We start from the raw sequence: 17041 nt of genomic DNA, 5'->3' as shown, positions 1-17041 counted from the left end.
CCTCCCCATATGAACGCGGGATCGAAAACCGATGGAAAAAGGCGGCGCACACATGTTGAGCGACGTCTTCGGTAGGACGCTTGTCATCGCGCCCCATGCGGACGACGAGGTCCTCGGGGCAGGTGGCACAATTGCACGGCTCGCTTCGGAGGGAGCCGAAGTTCGGATCGTCATCGTAACCGAGGGTAAGCCGCCGCATTACGCATCCGAGGCCGTATCTCGCGTGAGGGAAGAGGCGCGCCGGGCGCACGCGATCCTTGGTGTCGGCAGAACCGATTGGATGGGTTTCCCTGCAGCCGGCCTGGCCGAGACGGCCGTCTCCGATTTGAACCGCGCGTTGTTCGAAATCGTGTCGGCATATTCCCCGCAAACGCTTCTCCTCCCTTTCGTTGGAGACATGCATGTCGATCATCAGATCGTCTTCACGTCTGCGCTCGTGGCGGCAAGACCTCATCAGGAGCAATATCCGAGATTGATTCTGGCATATGAGACGCTCTCGGAGACGAATTGGAACGCGGCCTATGTGACGCCCAGTTTCATTCCACATGTCTTCATCGATATCGAGGAGCATCTCGAAACCAAATTGGAAGCGATGTCGGCCTTTCAATCGCAGCTCCGGCCCACCCCACATGAGCGCGCTATTGAAACCTTGAGGGCGCTAGCGACGTTGCGCGGCGCAACCGTCTTCAGTCAAGCAGCGGAAGCCTTCGTGATGGTTCGTCAGGTTCTGTGACGCAGGAACCAGTTTCGGAAGCGGATATCGCATCTAACACGGAGGGCGAAATGGCGCGTTGGCCCGTTTTTGATGAAGAGCAGATCGAAGCCGTCGCTTCCATGCTTCGGACCGGTCGGGTCAATGCCTGGACAGGTCCCTATGTCGCGCAGTTCGAAGAAGCGTACGCCGCCTTGCTCGGGGTTGAACACGCCATCGCCGTCACAAATGGAACCGCTGCTCTCGAACTCGCACTGTTCGCCCTCGGCTTAGGCGCTGGGGACGAAGTTATCGTGACCCCACGCAGTTTCGTCGCATCAGCTGCTTGCGTACCCTTTTGCGGGGGAGTGCCGGTCTTTGCAGATATCGATCAGGACAGCCAGAATATCACGACAGCCGCGATAGCAGAGAAAGTCTCATCGAGGACCAAAGGCATCATCGCCGTCCATCTTGCAGGATGGCCGTGCGACATGCCTGAGATCATGGCCTTTGCCCGCGAAAGAGGTTTGTGGGTCATTGAAGATTGCGCCCAAGCACATGGCGCGGAAATTGACGGGAAGCCGGTCGGGTCGTTCGGCGATATTGCGGCCTTCTCGTTCTGCCAGGATAAGATCATCACCACAGGCGGCGAAGGCGGCCTCATTGCCATGAACGATACAGCACTTTGGAAGAAGGCGTGGAGCAGAAGGGATCACGGAAAGTCATATGATGCCGTTCAGCAAAAGTCGGCTCGAAGCGGTTTTCGATGGCTCCACGAGTCCATCGGCACCAACTTGCGGATGATGTCCTATCAGGCGGTCCTTGGCCTGTGCCAACTCGCCCGTCTAAAGGAGTGGCAAGCGGTACGAGAAAGAAACGCCCACATTCTTATCGCAGCGACTGCCGACCTCGACGCTCTTCGAACACCAGTGCCGCGTGATGGCATTCGCCATGCATACTACCGCTTTTATACGTTTATTCGTCCGGATCGATTGAAGATAGGCCATGATCGCGACCAGATTCTGTCGAGCCTGAATACCGCAGGCGTTTCCTGCTTTGCCGGAAGCTGCTCAGAGATCTACCTCGAAAAAGCATTCGCTAACCTGGTGCAACCGGCGGGAAGATTGCCTGTCGCGCAAAAACTCGGCGAAACAAGCCTGGCTCTCCTTGTCGATCCCAGCTTGACCGAAGAGGCAGTTCTTCAAGACGCCAGAGCGCTGCGGGAAGCTGTCCTTGCGGCGACCGATCGCGCCAGAAAGTCGGTGTAAGCCAACAGTCGCCCGCAGAACTGAGATCGGACGCTTCTGCAGCGACCTGCTTACCAACTAGCCGGTTCCTGCCGGTCGGCGCCTGCATCATCGTGGATACCGACCAGCGATCCGTTCTTCCGAGAGCCATTCCATGAATTCGTCGAAATGGGCTGGGCCGTCAGGGTTGCTCACCGCCCAGGCATCACTCACCCCGGGCTTGGCGGCAAATTTGGCCTCGACGGAGTCGGCCATCCCGTCCTGATCGTCGTCCCTATAGGGGGGCCCGGTTTCCATCGACGGAATCTGACCGGGTTCGCTTACCATCCTGCCGTCGCCCTTCTCCCCCTCCGGTCCCATATCGTTGGCCCAGCCCTGATCGAGACTGTCGCGCGGGAACGCGCCCGAGCGTGTTCGAACGTTATGGTAAGCTTTTGCTGCCGGAGCGATCGCAGTCACGCTTAAGGCGCAGGGCGGACTGGAGACAAGGAAGCGCTCCGTATCGGGCGCCACGGTGACGATCGTCTTGGAAGGCGGTGCCCAGGTTACATTGCCTTCCTGATAGATCTGCGGATTCGCAACCCTGGCGGCATCTTTCGACCGAATGGCATAGGTCAAATCGTTTGTACTCGGGCCTGCTTTGAAATAATTCCCGGCGTATGCAATCGGGGTTCCCCCCGGAAATTGCGAGAAAATCTCCGCCCACTCGGACCGCGCATTGAAGAAAACGTTATTAACGATCTCAATACAGGACTGTCCGAAGTGATTGTTGTCTGGATTCCGATCATTATTCGACAGACACAGGTTCCTGAGAAATGTCAGTTTTTGCGGCGCCTGTGGATCGGATCCAAGCAACGTGCATTTGCTGTGTTTGTTGAGGCCCTCCGCAAGGATCGAATTTGCGATCGTGACCTCCGTGGCGTCGGCGTGGGTACTGATGTTTTCATCCGTTGCCCAGGAAACCGAGACGTGGTCGACGTATACCCTTTGGCTGTTCTCGATGACCAGCCCGTCAACGTTTTTGACAGTGTTTGGGAGCTGCGGCCGGATGCGAATATGTCGCACGATAACGTCTTTCGTTCCCTTGATGCCCAGCAGCGTATTTTTTCCCTTTTTGTCGGGCCGCTCAATCGTCAAGACTATGCCGCCGCCGGGTGCCGTCTGCCCGAGGATGGAGACTAACGCGTTGTCACTTCGAACGATTAGGGTTCGCTTGAGCTTGATCGTACCGCCAATCTGGAAGACGCAGTTCCTCGGACCCGCGGCCTCGATGCACGCTCTGAGGCTTCCGGGCCCGCTGTCTTCCAGATTTGTGACAGCGATGATCGCGCCGCCTCTTCCGCCTTGCGCACTCTTTCCGTAACCTTCGGCACCAGGGAACGCTTCGGACGCTGCGTTTGCCGCCTGAGTGTGACCGACAGCCTCCAGGCAGATTAAACTGAGTGCTAGTAGGCACGTTGCAGCGCTGAACACTGGAGAGCAGCAGGGCCTTTGCCAATGCATACCATCTCTTGCGTCCATGCCGTTCGCATCCAAAGCCATCTCACAACCCAATAACAGCTGAAAAGAGCGCGCCTCGCGCTATCGTTAGTTAGCCGTTCAGCTGGACGAGAATGACCACTTGTCGAAGCGCACCCTGTCGAATTGGGCCGGGCTCCAGTACAATCAATAACTAATTAGGGTGATATCAAATATCGCTACATTCGGCGATACTATTGCCAATCGGTTTACACAGGTAAATCCATGAATTCGAGGCCAATAGTCGTCGTCTATCCGTTTGTCGGAGATAAATTCGGCGGAAGCGACATCTCAGCAATCAAGCTGATTGAAGCGCTTCAGCCCTCCGAGGTGCGGCCCGTGGTCGTCGTCCATAGGCCAAACGGAGATTTCGTAAAATATTTGGACCAGCGTCAGATTGACCATCTGACGGTGGAGGTGTCGGTTCTCAGACCTCGATATCGCGGCGCCACCGGAAGCGCGGCGGCAGCAGGCTACCTTTGTACCGTCGCCCGATTGGTCCGTTTTCTTCGCCGGCACAAGGCCGATATCGTCCACACCAACGACGGGTCGATTCACGCGACATGGGGGCTCCCAACCGTGCTGTCCGGAGCACGCCTACTATGGCACCATCGCGGGGATCCGGCGGGAAGGGGCATAAACCTTCTCGCGCCGGTTATTGCCAGTCACATCGTTACTGTCTCCAACTATGCAAAGCCGACCTCACCTCTGCTACCCATCAGCGCCCGAACCTCGGTGATCCATAGTCCTTTTGACCATCCAGAGCCCCTGCTTGACAGAGAGGAGTGCCGTATGGATCTCGTGCGGGAGCTCGGACTCGATGAGAAAACACGCCTCATTGGATTTTTCGGCACACTCATCGATCGCAAGCGGCCAATCCGCTTTGTCGAAGCCATACACGCGTTTTGCGCGCAGCATCCTGAACTGACGGTCGCAGGTTTGTTGTTTGGCTCGCCCAAGCATTGCGGCGAGCGACTTGATGTCGAGGTGACAGCACGTGCACGCGAGTTGGGCATAGAAAAGGCGATTCACCTGATGGGTTTCCGCTCGCCGATCAACCGTCTGATGTGCGCCATGGACATGCTACTTGTACCGGCAATCAACGAACCGTTCGGAAGAACCCTCATCGAAGCGATGCTAGTCGGGACGCCAGTTGTCGCGACGAACCACGGCGGAAATCCCGAAGCAATCGTTGATGGAGAGACCGGCTATCTGGTCGAGCCCGAAGTGCCGAGCGCCTTTGTGCCGCCGATGGTCAAGCTCTTGAAGGATCCGTCTGAATGGCAGCGCGTGAGCGCAAATGCGCAAAAATCTGCTTTGGCACAATACGGAATTCGTCCTCATACAGAAAAAATAATGCATATCTATCGCGAGCTTACCGGCAGAACCGCATGATCAATGCTTTGGTCAAACCCTGCATAAGTGAGGACTGAATTGCCAATCTGCGGCAAAGCGCGTTCCCCAACGGACCGTCGCCGGCCATTTGATCCAGGTATCAAGGGATTTCGAGCGCGAGACCCTCAGGCGGCCGACGGCCTGTTTTCGATGGCGGGTCGCTCAAACGCAATCCTTACGAGCGTGCTTTTCTTGCTATCCAATCTCTGCCATCGAATCTTTTGCAATGCGCTGACCTACGACCTTCTCGAACGATATGATGGATTTCGTTTCCAGTGTTTCAACTATCCAGGGCTTCTCATCCGGAAGCTCAGTTATGCGGTTGCTTTCTGGCGAAACCGTGCTTTGACCTGCGCCCACAGCCCGGAATTCACCAGCGCTGCATTGCCGGCTTCAGACATCTCGGCTTGGTTGAGAACTCCTCCAACTATGAAGGGTTGATTGACCGAAAGGCGGTTCAACGCATTGACCAGCTTTCGTTCCGTTGTGTGTCCCGCCGAGACGACCACGACGATGGAATCCACATGGGCGGCGAGCCAAACGGCCCCTTCTTCGTTTTCCAAATTAGGCGCGTCGATGATGACCAAATCATACATTTTGCGCAAATAGGAGCAAAGTGGTCCTGAATCGTCGGCGGTGAAGCTTGCGAAGACGACGTCAAGGCGGGGATGGGCCGGCGAGGTCATGCTCGAGATGCATAAATCGGGTGGATCTGCGATCTTAGGCACCAGGCGAGGCGCGGCTATGCCAAGAAGAGCGCCCGCACCTTTCGCTGATGAGTCAAAGTCAACCAGAACCGTGCGAAGATTGCTCGTTGCCGCCGCGGCAGCCATGCCGAGAGCGAGCGCAGTCTTGCCCTCACCAGGTGACGGTGAACAAAGCATCACGATCTTTCCACCAATCGACCGTTCGATTGTTCGCCACGCAAGACACAAATTTCGCATTGCCTTTCCGAAGGGCGAGGATGGATTGTCGACGGCAAATTCGAATGAGCTGGCACCGTCCCGAAAATGCCGGGTCACGCGCGGAACGGTCACCAGATTCGGCCGGCCCAGAATGTCTTCCAGGTCGTTCGAGCGATACAGGCGATCGTCCAGCACATCGACAATGATGACAGTCAGGACCGCGAGGATGAGAGAACCCATCGACCCCGACACGACAACGAGAGCCGGCTTCGGAAACGTAGGGCTTGTCGGCACTTCCGCATAGGACGCGACACTCGCTGACGCTTTGTGTTCGCCCCGCTCGGGATCTAAATCCCCCAGTCGAAGTACGACCTGATCATAACGCTTTTGTTCAGCCAGCAAGTCCCTCTCAAGTTCGCGCCTGCGGATTTCCGCAAGACTTCGCCCTTGTATCTGCTTCTGAAGCATCGCGACATCGGTACTAAATTTGGCAGCGCGGACCGCCGCGACCTCTGCGCTATTTGCCAATTCCTGGACAATTCGTTCTGCTTCGTCCGTCATCATCCGTCGATTGGCTTCGAGTTCGGCGTCGGCATCAGCGACCAACGGGTGGTTCTTGGCGAATTTAGAGCTAAGCTGCGCCTTCAGTCGTTCCAGGCGTGACTGCTCAGTGCGAAGACGATCCAACGGCTCGGACGCGACCACACGTACAACGGATGAAACATCGCCCGACGCAATCAGTGCTTTGGCCTCGAGATACTTCGACCGCGCGGCGGTTTCGTCAGTACTTGCCACTGTAAATTGCTCATTCAGAAGCTCCAATCGCGACCTGAGAATGTCATCCTTGGGATCGAAAGTGAGATCGCGATTGGCCGAAAACGCGGCTATCTCACGTTCCATTGCCGCTATGCGACTGCCAAGTTCCCTCGCCTGACCTCGAAGATAATCGATCGTGTTCTTCGTTGCTTCATCCGTGAGCTTGGCAGTCCAATCAACATAATGTTGAGCAATGGCGTCGGCGATCGCCGCTGCCTTCAGCGCCCTTGTCTGCCGCACCTGGATCGTCATCGCAAGGCTGTCACCATTGCGGTCGACGGTGAAGGAGCCCAGCAGCGCCGATATAGCCCTGTCGCGTTGAACGCTCTTCGAAACCAGCCGGCTGCGGACCATGTCGGGGTTCTGCTTCGGGGCGAAGAATTTGGTCGTAGCAGAAACGAGAAGGCTGATACCCCCTTCATTTTCGTCGTCACGACGCGGAAGGTAGGTATTGTAGTCGGGATCGCTCACCAGGTCGAGCGCGTCCACAACGGTGCCTACGAACACCCGCGATTTGATTACGTCCAATTCCGTTTCCATTACGGATTTGTCCCGCTCCTGTTTGCGGAGTTCCTCGACGGCCTCATAGGGACGGGCATCATTCCGATCGAAAACAATGGCAGACGAAGCAACATAGACCCTTGTCATAAAGACGGCGGTCAAGACTGTGAGAACCAGCCCGCCCACAAGGACTGACCCAAAGGACCATCGGTGCCTGCGCACCAATTCTAGCAGATCGACAACTCCATAGCCTGGACGCGGGCGGAGCAGGCGCCGCTGATAAGTGATGCTGTGATGCCTGCCCGCCGGCGATGGAACGAGCCCATGTGGTGTTATTTTCACCCTCTCCAAGAGATGACCCTCCCCGTTGCATCGAGCTGTTGGTTGATCGCGTCAGCTTGCGTTGCCTCCCGCCCACAGGCTCCTGCAGCGTTTCGGCTCGCATGGTCATGATTTGAGAGACCCATTCGATCGATGAGTATTTCGTTGATTGAGTGGACATCGAACCTGGTGCAAGCCAGTTCGCGCGAACGCCGACCCATCTCAGCTGCCAGCCGAAGCCGGTCGGCAAGCGGAGACATGGCGCTAAAAAGGCTGTCTGCGCTTCGCGGCATGACAAGGTAACCGTTCTCGCCGGGTTCGATGGTGTCCCGGCAACCCGGCAGGTCCGTTGTAATAATCGCGCGCCCGACGGCCATCGCTTCCAGGATGCTGCGGGGTATTCCCTCTCGGTAGTAGGAGGGAAGGACGAATATGTTGCACTTCGCGAGGAAGGGGCGGACATCGTTTGTCTCGCCAAGATAATCTACGATCCCCTCTTCGATCCACTCCTGAACCTGCAGCCGCGATATTGCCCCCGGATTGGGATCAAACGGTCCGAGAAGTTGGAATTCGGCATTCGGCCGATGCTGCTTCAAGCGGCGCGCCGCCTCCACATATTCGAAGACGCCCTTGTCCTTGATCAGCCGGGTCACCATCAGAAAGACAGGCTTTTCGAATGGGGCGGGTGCGAAGGCGTAGTGATCGACATCCACGCCGGAGCCGGCAACACGATGAATGACGGAAACGTCGTGGACCAATGAATTTTCAATGATGTCCGAGCGGTCGGCATCATTATAGACAAAAACCGCCTTCGCTCCCGCCATCGCCAGCCGATAAAGCCAGACGCACAGTCGTTTAATCCAACGGCCCTTTAGAGTCCTGAGGCTCGCTTCCGAAAAAACATGCCCCAGACCGGTTACAAGAAAGCAACGCCTCGGAACGCCCGCTGAGCGGGCTGCGATTCCGCCGTAGACGATCGGTTTCATCGTATACGGGACCACGACGTCAGGCCTTATTTTCTTTATAAGTCGCCGGATCTGGAGGAACGTCGCAATGTCCCTGACCGGGCTCAAGCTGGCGCGGGCCATAGGGATTCTGGCGAACTCAACTCCGATCTTGGAAAGATCGGCCTTCACGTCCGGATCGTCTTCTGGACCTGCAGCTACCACGACATGGCCGGCGCGGACCATGGATTTCAAAAGTTCCAAACGGAAATTCGTCAACGAACGGCTATAGCTGGACAGCACCAGAACGCGCTGGCTTCGTTCCTGCTGCCGCCAAAGCAAGCGATCCAATGGAATGCAATCCGTTGGTGCCGCATCTACATTCAACACAGTTGTCTCCAAGCGAGATCCAATAGACTAACTTCGTGGGAGCGACCGGCGCCTGCCGCTGATTGCGTTTCATTGCAGCCGTGATGGGCTGATCCACCCAGACACCTCAGCACTTCCTCCATCAGTCTCAGCCACAAGAGCTGCAAGTAAGTTGTCCGGGAGACCCACGTCATGATCCTCGCCCTCGCGAGTACTTTCATCTTGCATTGGAGCCAGGGCCGCACCGGCGAATGCGGGGCGCTGCCACGCATAACCTGGGACAAGGCTGCTGATGAGCGCGAGCACCATGGATGCATCACCCAATTCGGCGAAGCGCTCCAGCCGGGCGAACGTCGTGCGAAGCTTGGAAAGGGGCACTGGCCGCGGAATTGCACCGAAAACCCCCGGAACAGGTGACGGAACCGGAGTATCATTCATATCGAAAAGCTCCTCGTAGCACTTTTCGCCGGGACGAAGCCCGATGACCTTGATCGCTATGTCCTTGTCGGGAACAAGACCTGCAAGCCTGATCATCCTGCGTGCGATGTCCATGATCTTCACCGGTTTTCCCATGTCCAGAACGAAGATCTCGCCTTTCCCGATGTCGCCCTCGAGTCCGTAGGCGGAGGCCTGGAGGGTAAGTTCCACGGCCTCCCGAATGGTCATGAAAAACCGCGTCATGTCGGGATCGGTCACGGTCAACGGTCCACCGCTGGCGATCTGTCTCTTGAACAACGGGATGAGGGAGCCGCTCGAGCCAAGAACGTTGCCGAACCGCACGGTCATGTAACGAGGCCCGCTTCCCCGCTCCACGCCTTCGAGGTCGAGCGCCTGACAATAGAGTTCCGCGAGACGTTTCGTTCCTCCCATGACGCTTGTCGGATTGACCACCTTATCAGTAGAGATCTGAACCATCGCGAGGGCGCCGATCTGCCTGGCGGCATTGGCGACGTTCATGGTGCCGATCACGTTTGTGAGCGCGCCCTCACAAGGATTGATCTCCACCATCGGCACGTGCTTGAGCGCTGCCGCATGGAAAACCAGTTCCGGCCTATATTCTTCGAAAACGTCGTTGACGCGGTTGGCCCGCCGAACATTGCAGAGACAGGTTGCGCGGGGCAGCGTCGCGAAGCGTTCGGCAAGCTCAAGGTCAATTGTGTAAAGATTGAACTCGCAATTCTCAACGAGAACGAGGTGCGACGGCTCGCAGGCGGCGATCTGAAGCGTGAGTTCGGAGCCGATCGAGCCGCCGGCACCAGTGATGAGAACCCGGCGCCCCCGGATGAGCCGCAGGATGGCATCCCTGTCCAAAGCGGCCTGCGGCCGTTCCAGCAGGTCCGTCAGCTCGATCGATTTAAGTTCAAATCTGTTTCCCCGCTTGGCGTTCTTCAGCTCCGTCATCTGCGATAAACGGGAAACGGCGATGCCGAGCGCTTCGGCCTGTCTGATGAGCTTTTCGCAGACCTCCTCACCAAACACGGAAGGTGCCTCGGTGAAGACAAGGTGCCGCGGGAAGGAATTGGAAAGGCGCAGTTCCCTAACAACCCTCTCAAAATCCGCCAGGGCACCCAAAATCGGTACGCCGTGCAACATAATCCCTTCGCAGGCGCCAGTCGGCTCGATGATAGCAACCGGACGATGGAAGCAGCTGCGGTCGCGGCTCACAGCGCGCAGATAAAGATCCGCAGCATCTCCCGCACCGACCAGCAGCGTCGGAATCTTTTGCTCCTGCTCGGGCGCTTGCTTCAGCCAGCCAGCGTTATCCGGCAGGGACAATTCGTTAATGCGAAAGCTCAGCCGCGACGCCGAAAGGAATAGTGAGAGCAGGAGCGCCTCGAGAAGCAAGGCCGCGCGCGGGATATCGTCCAGCCTTGTTATGAAGAATAGCACGCAAACCAAAAGGGCCGTGGTTATGAGGACTGCCCGTAGGATTGTCCAAAGATCGGAGATCGAACCGTATCGCCAATTGCGGCTATAGAGGCCGGCCATGGGAAAGACCACGATGCAAATCGCAAGATACTGCGGACCCGCAAATAACAGCGTTTCGATCAGCTCCGGACTTGCCCGAACCTGCTCCAATCCATAGCGCGCGACGAACGCGAAGCTCAGGGCGAAGCATGCAGACACGAGGTCGGTCGCAAACAGTAAGGGTGCCTGCCTAACCTTGCGAATGTGAGAACGGGCTGTCTTTTTTGACAGAAGAACCGCCGCGCTGACCGCAGAATCCGCATAACCAACCGTGGCCTTCCAGGCCGCCAATACGTCGTCCCGTCTAGCATCCATCTCCTGCCGTTGAGCAGAGATGACTTTGTCGCCCCGTTCCATGCATGCATCCCCCGTACAACTGCAACGCGCGCCGTTGTCGCGACGCGTATAGCAAGATAAACTCCGATGCGTTGCGTATCCCGGCGCTAGCCGGCAAAACATAAGCGTACCGTGACGTTTCCGTGACAGTTTCAATCAAGTCTTCTATTTGTTGTAGGACGGTACATCAGCAATTTTTTTTGTAAAGCCACATTATATTAAAGCCAATTGATATTAATACTTTGATATACTGATTAATCATTTAGTGCTATATACAATAGCGATAATATTACATAAACAATCTCAAGGCGAATTCAATTATAACGTGTTTTTCCATTCGGTGGGCGGCTACTTTTACCGCTCAACTGCGAGTAAACGCCGGACACTCTCTCAACGTTCAATCGCGCTGCAATTTCCGATTGATAGACTGTATCGAGATTCTCGTTTGAAGACTCACGTTCTCTTCACGCGGTAACACTTATGATGTGTACGGATATAATGCCCGCTAGGGGCTCTAGACAACCAGCGCGGGATTGGCGGCACAGCGCATTACATCATGCATCGCCGTGAAGGGCCCTCGAGCAGACTATTCACGCTATAACAGTCGCGGTCTCATGTAAGCCCAACGTTACGCCATTCTAGCGGACGCGAGCAAGCGATCGTACCCTTTCTGTAGGAAGTACGCCGCGATAGCGGTTGTCGGAACCCCTAGCGCGACAATTAGGATCAACGGATCAAGCCCAATTGCAGCCGAAAGTGCTTCCAAGATCCTGTATACGGGACGGTGCAGAAGATAGGCGAAGAAGCTGGCATAGGCCGCCCGCTCAATCCACATTGTCGCCGTATCCGATAGGCCGTCAAGCCGGCCCGTGGTTAAGCAAAACACCGAGACCGAGGCGAGCACAGCCCAAGGCAAAAGGACAATATCTGTCCCATCGATCGGCGCAGAAAGGGTGGCGACACAAGCGATTGCGGCCACAAGCACTACCGGCCAGACCGCTTTGGGCGGAGCCGATCCAGACAAAACAATCCCAGCCACGAAGCAGGGGAAGTAGATGATCAGCCGATTGTCCAGACGCTCCCAAAACCAGTCGGCAGCCAGCAATCCCAATAGGATTATGGCTGCTACAATCAACAACAACGTCAGCGATCTCCGTTTGATCCAGAGCAGCGCTGGCGCACACAGATAGAAGAGCATAATCATATTGATGAACCATAGCGTAACCGCTGCCGGTTCATCCAACATAGCCAGCAGGAAGACGCCTTTAATCAGCGGAAGATGATCTCCAATATTCATCGCGAGGAATATCAGGCTAGCTCCAACGAATGGTACGTAAATCCTCCAAAAGCGTCGCCTATAGAAGTCGAAAAGATTGCGGCCGCGGCCTCCTTGTAGGTAGCCAGATAAAAGCACAAAAAGCCCCAAAGCGGCGACCGTCGCCATCAAGGTCACGGCGTTCTTGCCTACTTCCCTGATTGGCGAATATCCTATCGGATGCCAGAAGCCAACGATCCAAAGGACGCTGACTGCCCTTAAAAAGTCAACGGTCGTGTTCCGCGCTGGTATTGCTGCAACTAGCCCTAAGTCGTTCTGATTGCCGTGTTGCATTATTCAAATTAACCCCCGGCGCACGTTAGAAATTCATCGGCGTCGCGGCCCATTGTGTCAAGGTGGCCGAGGTATAAATTCGTTGACGTGGTTTGATGCTCGCCTGGTGAAAAGGCCAGACCATGCTGCCTAAGCCGGAAAGCTTTCGTCATGCCGGAGATTTACGAAGCGCGAGATCCGAGCGCGACGTGGAATTGTTTGGTGTTTGGGTAGCAGTGGCACATCTTTCGTCAGCCGCGTCTTCAATGCAGGATTATAACTGACCTCTACCGTTGCCTCCAGCCACGGTAGGCTCGCGGCTACGAAGACAAACAGGGCGCGGACAGGCTGTCCAAAATGACTGCAGCCGACAGGAAATACTGCAACCAGCCCACTTGCATATTAGCAATCTATAAATAATATGGTCCTGAAATTTCTTGGGAGCGTTTGTCTGCAGCGGCCTGCGATATACAGAATGTGACCCCATTCGCCAGCACGCTCGGCCTGAAATAGGAGCAGATGATGAAGGCCGCGTTTAAATCTGTTGCCGGTTATGCTTTGCGACCATCGTTGTGGCCGACCATCCCATCGCTGGTTTCCCGTACACTGTTTCCTGCTGAAGGTGAGGCAACCGGCCACCTCGCGAAAGCTCGTTGTGCAAGAGAGGCTATTGAATGTGATCGCCTTCCTTCTGTCATGTCCGGATTTGTTTGGACCCCGTTCGAGGACGCGCAGCCTGAACTAGCGCGCCTAATAGGTAAGGCCCGAAGTGTCGCCCCCCAATACATTGGGGGCGGAGCCGATATGTCCTTCCTTTATAGCATGGCCGAATCGTTGAACGCCAAGCAAGTTGTTGAAACGGGAGTCGCCTTGGGTGATTCCAGTCTCGCTATTCTTGCGAGCGTTTCCAAACGAAGCGGGGGAAGGCTTATCAGCGTTGATAGGCCCTACCTGCGCTTTGGAAGCGAAAAACATGTTGGGGCAGCGGTTCCTCCATACCTTCGCAATTGTTGGGAACTTATCCGAGAAGCCGACCGCAGCGGGATAGGCAAGGCCCTAGGGCGCTTATATCCGTTGGATATGTGTCACTACGATAGTGATAAAAGCTATTCAGGAAGAATGTTTGGCTACAGCCGCCTTTGGCAGGCTCTGAGGCCTGGCGGTGTTTTTATCTCCGATGACATTCAAGATAATCTCGCTTTCTTCCATTTCTCAGAAACTGTTCAGCATAAATACTTCGTTGTAAAAAGCAGGAACAAGTATATTGGCTTCATGGTAAAAAGAGCCCCTGACAGGTCATATATTGACGATACCTGGGGGTAAATGGACATTCACCTTTCCCGGCAAGCACAATAAATGCTCTCGGCAACTTGACGGGCGTTCTTTTCTTTTCTTCGTCGATCTTCAACGAGCTTTACACTGGTCCTTACGGGGCGTATCGCGACTGCTCGCAGCAAGAACGGCCGCAGCAAGGCGTTTCTCGTTCCTTCTTTCGCCGAAAATCATAACCAAAACGGTCTTAGCGATTATCTCGGCATCCATTAGGCATGTGCGGTTCTCGATATACCAGATATCCAGATCAACCTTTTCATCGTCAGTGAGCTTGGTGTTCCCATTTATCTGTGCCCAGCCGGTTAGTCCGGGCCTCACTGAACACCGCAAGATCCCGCGCTCGCCAAGGGTATGTATTTTGTCCAAGAGTATCGGTCTTGGTCCTATGACGCTCATGTCGCCAACGACGATACTCCACAATTCGGGCAGTTCATCCAGCCGGGAACGTCGCAACAGCCCGCCGAATTTTCCAGTGCGTTCGTCGTCGCTCAAGAGCTTCCCATCAGGATCCACAGCGGTGGTCATTGACCGGAACTTCTTCATCCTGAATGGTCGACGCTCTTTGCCAGCTCTCTCCTGGCTGAACATGATAGGAGAACCGAGAACGATTCTTACAGCAATAGCCAAGATGATAAGGACTGGCAGTGCCAATAGTCCTGCGGTAACGGAAAACAGCACATCGAACAGCCGTTTCAACATCGCCAGCCACCTCGAAGTGTCGAAACCGTTGCACATGAGGTTCGAACTCATATCCAATACCGGACTTGCCTCGGGCATTGAAAGGCGCCCGACAAATATTGCTTAAAAATAGCAAGCTTGCCAATAAAGAACGACGGCAATCCGCGTTAACCCGTAATGATTATGCGCTCTTACGGAGCGATGTTATTTTCTCTTTCAACAGCTGCCTTGCATTGGTTCAAAAAATGATCGTATTGCCGTACTATTTTGCCCAGCTCGTACTCTTCTTCAATACGCCGTCGTGCCGCCGCCGCATATTCAGCATATCGAACAGTTCCACCGTCAAGAAGAGTTCGTAGCGCCGCCGCCAACGCCTCCGGATCCTGGGAGGGGACTGCTAGGCCGCCGTCGCCGATGATACTTGCAGCGTCACCAACGTCAGTCGTTACAACAGGTAGCGCATAGCTCATCGCCTCCGCCAGGACGTTCGGAAAGCCTTCTGTTCTCGAAGAGAGGACGAGAATGTCGATCGATCGATAGAAAGCAGCCATGTCATCGACTTCGTCCAAGAGCTGGACATTTTCTCGCGCTAAACCTGCGGACAAGATCATCTGTGAGACGGCTGGATTGCTCCAGGACAAGCCACTTCCCGCAGCCACGAATGTCAGCCCCTGATGCGTTTGAAGAAGGCGAGCCGCGGCCCTGAAGAATGTCGGATAATCCTTCTGTGGATGGAAGCGCGCTGCAATGCCGATCCGCTTGGCCGATCGAGGCTGAGGGGTCACGGATTGCGGCAGCTCAAAACCGTTCGGTATGACCACGGCATTGTGCGTTCGATAACCAGCCGCCGCATGCATTTTGAGCGCCCTCGCTGAATTGAAGACGAAACCCTCCGGATGCCAGGATAGCCACTTTGCCACAGTCACTGCGGCGCGTAAACTCCGGGTCAAAGACGTCCAATCATCCAACGACTGACGCACGTTCCAGATCACTGCAGTGCTCCGATGTGCCAGCAAGGCCGCGACCGTGCCGACAATCATCGCATGATACATCCAGCACAATATGACGGGTGGCCTCTCCTGCCTGATTAGTTTGGCAAGTTTCAGCGAGGCGTGTGCGAGAGACGTCAATTTTGTAGCTTCGAGCGATACATACTCGACACGGGGATTGCTCGAAATTTTAAGATTTCGCTCCGAAATCCCCATGAGCGAAACGACCACTATACGCTGGTCGACTGAGGCATGCAGCAGCCGTGCCAGCATTGTCTCAGCGCCGGCATGCGCTGTGAAATTGGTAATGATATGCATGACATCTGCCTTGGCCATAGTGCCCCTCAGCGCGTGGCAAGACGACAGAGCCCGCAAGGCCTCTGGACAGGAATTGCGCGCTCGTGTTTTTATACCTTCTAAAGAGCCTCCCGTGAAGGCAAGCCTTGCTTGATATAACATGACCGAGCCCGTTGCCTCGCTCGGCATAACTCGATGTCGTGGCCCAAGAATGCGGATCGTTCTCGTCGGAGCAGTGGAAGGTTCAAAAGTCGCCCTTGCGGCGCTCGTATCCTCTGAGCGACCGCCAGCGCTTGTCGTAACCCTGCCGCCAACCGCTGCTGATCGTCACTCGGATTTTGCCGATCTCAGTTCAATGGGCCGCGAGAGCGGCATTTCCTTTTTTCATACGACGAATGTGAACTCTACCGAGACCCTGGCGAAGATTGCCAGTATCGGTCCGGATGTGACCCTTGTCGTCGGATGGTCCCAAATATGCGGACGCCCATTCCGCGATCTTGCAAGCATCGGTACGATTGGCTTTCATCCCGCCGCCCTTCCACGACTCAGGGGACGGGGCGTAATACCTTGGACCATTCTTCGCTCCGAACAGACGACGGGATCGACACTTTTCTGGCTTGATGACGGCGTGGATTCCGGACCGATCCTGCTTCAGCGCGTCTTTGACGTAGCCGATAATGAGACGGCCCGCAGTCTATACGAAAAGCACCTGCTGAATATTCGAGAAATGGTCCCCCAGGCCGTCAGGATGGTCGAGTCCGGCTACGCGCCCAGGATCCCCCAGGATGATGAGAAGGCCTCCTATTGCGCGAGGCGCCGGCCTGAAGACGGCTTGATTGACTGGCGCCTGCCGGCCGCTGACATCACGCGCTTCATACGTGCGATCGGAGACCCCTACCCCGGCGCTTTTACCCATTCTGGAAGCGAGAGGATATATATCGATGCAGCCGATCTATTCCCCAACCCGGATCGCTACATAGGCCTTCCGGGACAAATTCAAACGGTCAGCGCCACCGGTTTTCTCGTTATGTGTGGCGACGGCAATTGTGTTGATGTCAGCGCTTGGCGCCCTGAAACATCGCGGCTGCGGATGCATAGCCACTTGCGGTCCGGGTCCTCGCTCCAGGCTTGATCGAAATAAGCATA

At 55.7% G+C, this 17041-nt stretch carries 12 protein-coding genes; 5 read left to right on the top strand and 7 right to left on the bottom strand.

Translation table 11 applies throughout. The features are described 5' to 3' along the window. Positions 1 to 31 precede the first annotated feature (31 nt). Together QA644_RS26320 and QA644_RS26315 are read left to right on the top strand one after the other, a co-directional pair. The gene (locus QA644_RS26320; protein WP_283073885.1) at positions 32 to 733 is read left to right on the top strand and encodes a PIG-L deacetylase family protein; all 702 of its coding nucleotides are present in this window, start codon (positions 32 to 34) and stop codon (positions 731 to 733) included. A 50-nt stretch (positions 734 to 783) separates the two neighbouring features. Next, positions 784 to 1959 (top strand): DegT/DnrJ/EryC1/StrS aminotransferase family protein, encoded by a 1176-nt coding sequence (locus QA644_RS26315; protein WP_283073884.1) that lies wholly within the window; start codon positions 784 to 786, stop codon positions 1957 to 1959. A gap of 87 nt (positions 1960 to 2046) precedes the next feature. On the opposite strand, the gene QA644_RS26310 is transcribed toward QA644_RS26315, so the two are convergent. Next, complete coding sequence (locus QA644_RS26310; protein WP_283073883.1) at positions 2047 to 3480, bottom strand: hypothetical protein; 1434 nt, start codon at positions 3478 to 3480, stop codon at positions 2047 to 2049. A 768-nt stretch (positions 3481 to 4248) separates the two neighbouring features. Between QA644_RS26310 and QA644_RS26305 the strand changes: the two genes are divergently transcribed. Beyond that, complete coding sequence (locus QA644_RS26305; protein ID WP_283073882.1) at positions 4249 to 4851, top strand: glycosyltransferase family 4 protein; 603 nt, start codon at positions 4249 to 4251, stop codon at positions 4849 to 4851. Between the two features lie 314 nt (positions 4852 to 5165). Here QA644_RS26305 and QA644_RS26300 read toward each other — a convergent pair whose 3' ends face one another. The 4 genes from QA644_RS26300 to QA644_RS26285 form a co-directional block, all read right to left on the bottom strand. Beyond that, positions 5166 to 7259 (bottom strand): exopolysaccharide transport family protein, encoded by a 2094-nt coding sequence (locus QA644_RS26300; protein ID WP_283073881.1) that lies wholly within the window; start codon positions 7257 to 7259, stop codon positions 5166 to 5168. A gap of 152 nt (positions 7260 to 7411) precedes the next feature. Continuing rightward, on the bottom strand, positions 7412 to 8728 hold the full coding sequence (locus QA644_RS26295) for a glycosyltransferase family 4 protein (protein ID WP_283073880.1): 1317 nt from the start codon (positions 8726 to 8728) through the stop codon (positions 7412 to 7414). 69 nt (positions 8729 to 8797) lie between these two features. Further along, positions 8798 to 11032, bottom strand: a complete 2235-nt coding sequence (locus tag QA644_RS26290; RefSeq protein ID WP_283073879.1) for a nucleoside-diphosphate sugar epimerase/dehydratase — start codon at positions 11030 to 11032, stop codon at positions 8798 to 8800. A gap of 607 nt (positions 11033 to 11639) precedes the next feature. Further along, entirely contained in the window at positions 11640 to 12620 is a 981-nt protein-coding gene (locus tag QA644_RS26285; RefSeq protein ID WP_283073878.1) for an acyltransferase, read from the bottom strand. Positions 12621 to 13121: 501 nt separating this feature from the next. On the opposite strand from QA644_RS26285, the gene QA644_RS26280 reads away from it, so the two are divergent. Further along, complete coding sequence (locus tag QA644_RS26280; RefSeq protein ID WP_283073877.1) at positions 13122 to 13922, top strand: class I SAM-dependent methyltransferase; 801 nt, start codon at positions 13122 to 13124, stop codon at positions 13920 to 13922. A gap of 81 nt (positions 13923 to 14003) precedes the next feature. On the opposite strand, the gene QA644_RS26275 is transcribed toward QA644_RS26280, so the two are convergent. Then, complete coding sequence (locus QA644_RS26275; protein WP_283073876.1) at positions 14004 to 14681, bottom strand: sugar transferase; 678 nt, start codon at positions 14679 to 14681, stop codon at positions 14004 to 14006. A gap of 119 nt (positions 14682 to 14800) precedes the next feature. Then, positions 14801 to 15934 (bottom strand): glycosyltransferase, encoded by a 1134-nt coding sequence (locus QA644_RS26270; RefSeq protein ID WP_283073875.1) that lies wholly within the window; start codon positions 15932 to 15934, stop codon positions 14801 to 14803. A gap of 172 nt (positions 15935 to 16106) precedes the next feature. Between QA644_RS26270 and QA644_RS26265 the strand changes: the two genes are divergently transcribed. After that, a complete protein-coding gene (locus QA644_RS26265) occupies positions 16107 to 17027 on the top strand; it encodes a methionyl-tRNA formyltransferase (RefSeq protein ID WP_283073874.1) in 921 nt (306 codons plus the stop codon). The last annotated feature ends 14 nt before the right edge of the window (positions 17028 to 17041 follow it).

The organism is Rhizobium sp. CC1099 (genome assembly GCF_029714385.1).
Lineage (GTDB): Bacteria > Pseudomonadota > Alphaproteobacteria > Rhizobiales > Rhizobiaceae > Rhizobium.
The sequence above is the reverse complement of the archived record's forward strand: the minus strand, read 5'-3'. Positions and strand labels throughout refer to the sequence as shown.